The following is a 429-nucleotide window of genomic DNA, read 5'->3' on the forward strand; positions in this document are numbered from 1 at the left end:
TCCTGTCGGCGGCGTCCTTCCTGTTCGTCCCGCAGATGGTCGCGACGAGCGACCTCGTTGCCCTGGTCCCCAAGCGGCTGCTGCAGGGGGTTCCCGACCGCCTGACGGCGATCGAGCTTCCCTGGCTTGCGGAGCGCTTCGACGTCAGCCTGATCTGGCACGAGCGCACCCATGGTCATGGCGGGCAGCGGTGGATCCGCGAGCTGATCGTCGAGCTCACCGCGGACCCGGACGAGGTTCAGCCGGGCGCCCCTGCGCCCTGAGTTTGCCGCAGGGTCGCGACCACGGCCGCGGGCGTCCAGCAGCCCGTAGGATGGGTTGAGCGCAGCGATACCCATCAGCTGCGCTATCGTCTTTCACCGTATTCGTGTGCATTCTCCGAACGATCACCAGCCCAGTCGACCGGATAGTTGCCGAGCTGAACGTGGC

The 429-nt window shown here is 67.1% G+C and carries 1 pseudogene; it reads left to right on the forward strand.

What is annotated here, in order from left to right:
• A pseudogene (locus AACY45_RS28845) lies at positions 1-263 on the forward strand (hypothetical protein); the annotation flags it as partial.
• Between the last annotated feature and the right edge of the window lie 166 nt (positions 264-429).

Source organism: Pseudomonas sp. RA_35y_Pfl2_P32 (assembly GCF_963970735.1).
Classification (GTDB): domain Bacteria; phylum Pseudomonadota; class Gammaproteobacteria; order Pseudomonadales; family Pseudomonadaceae; genus Aquipseudomonas.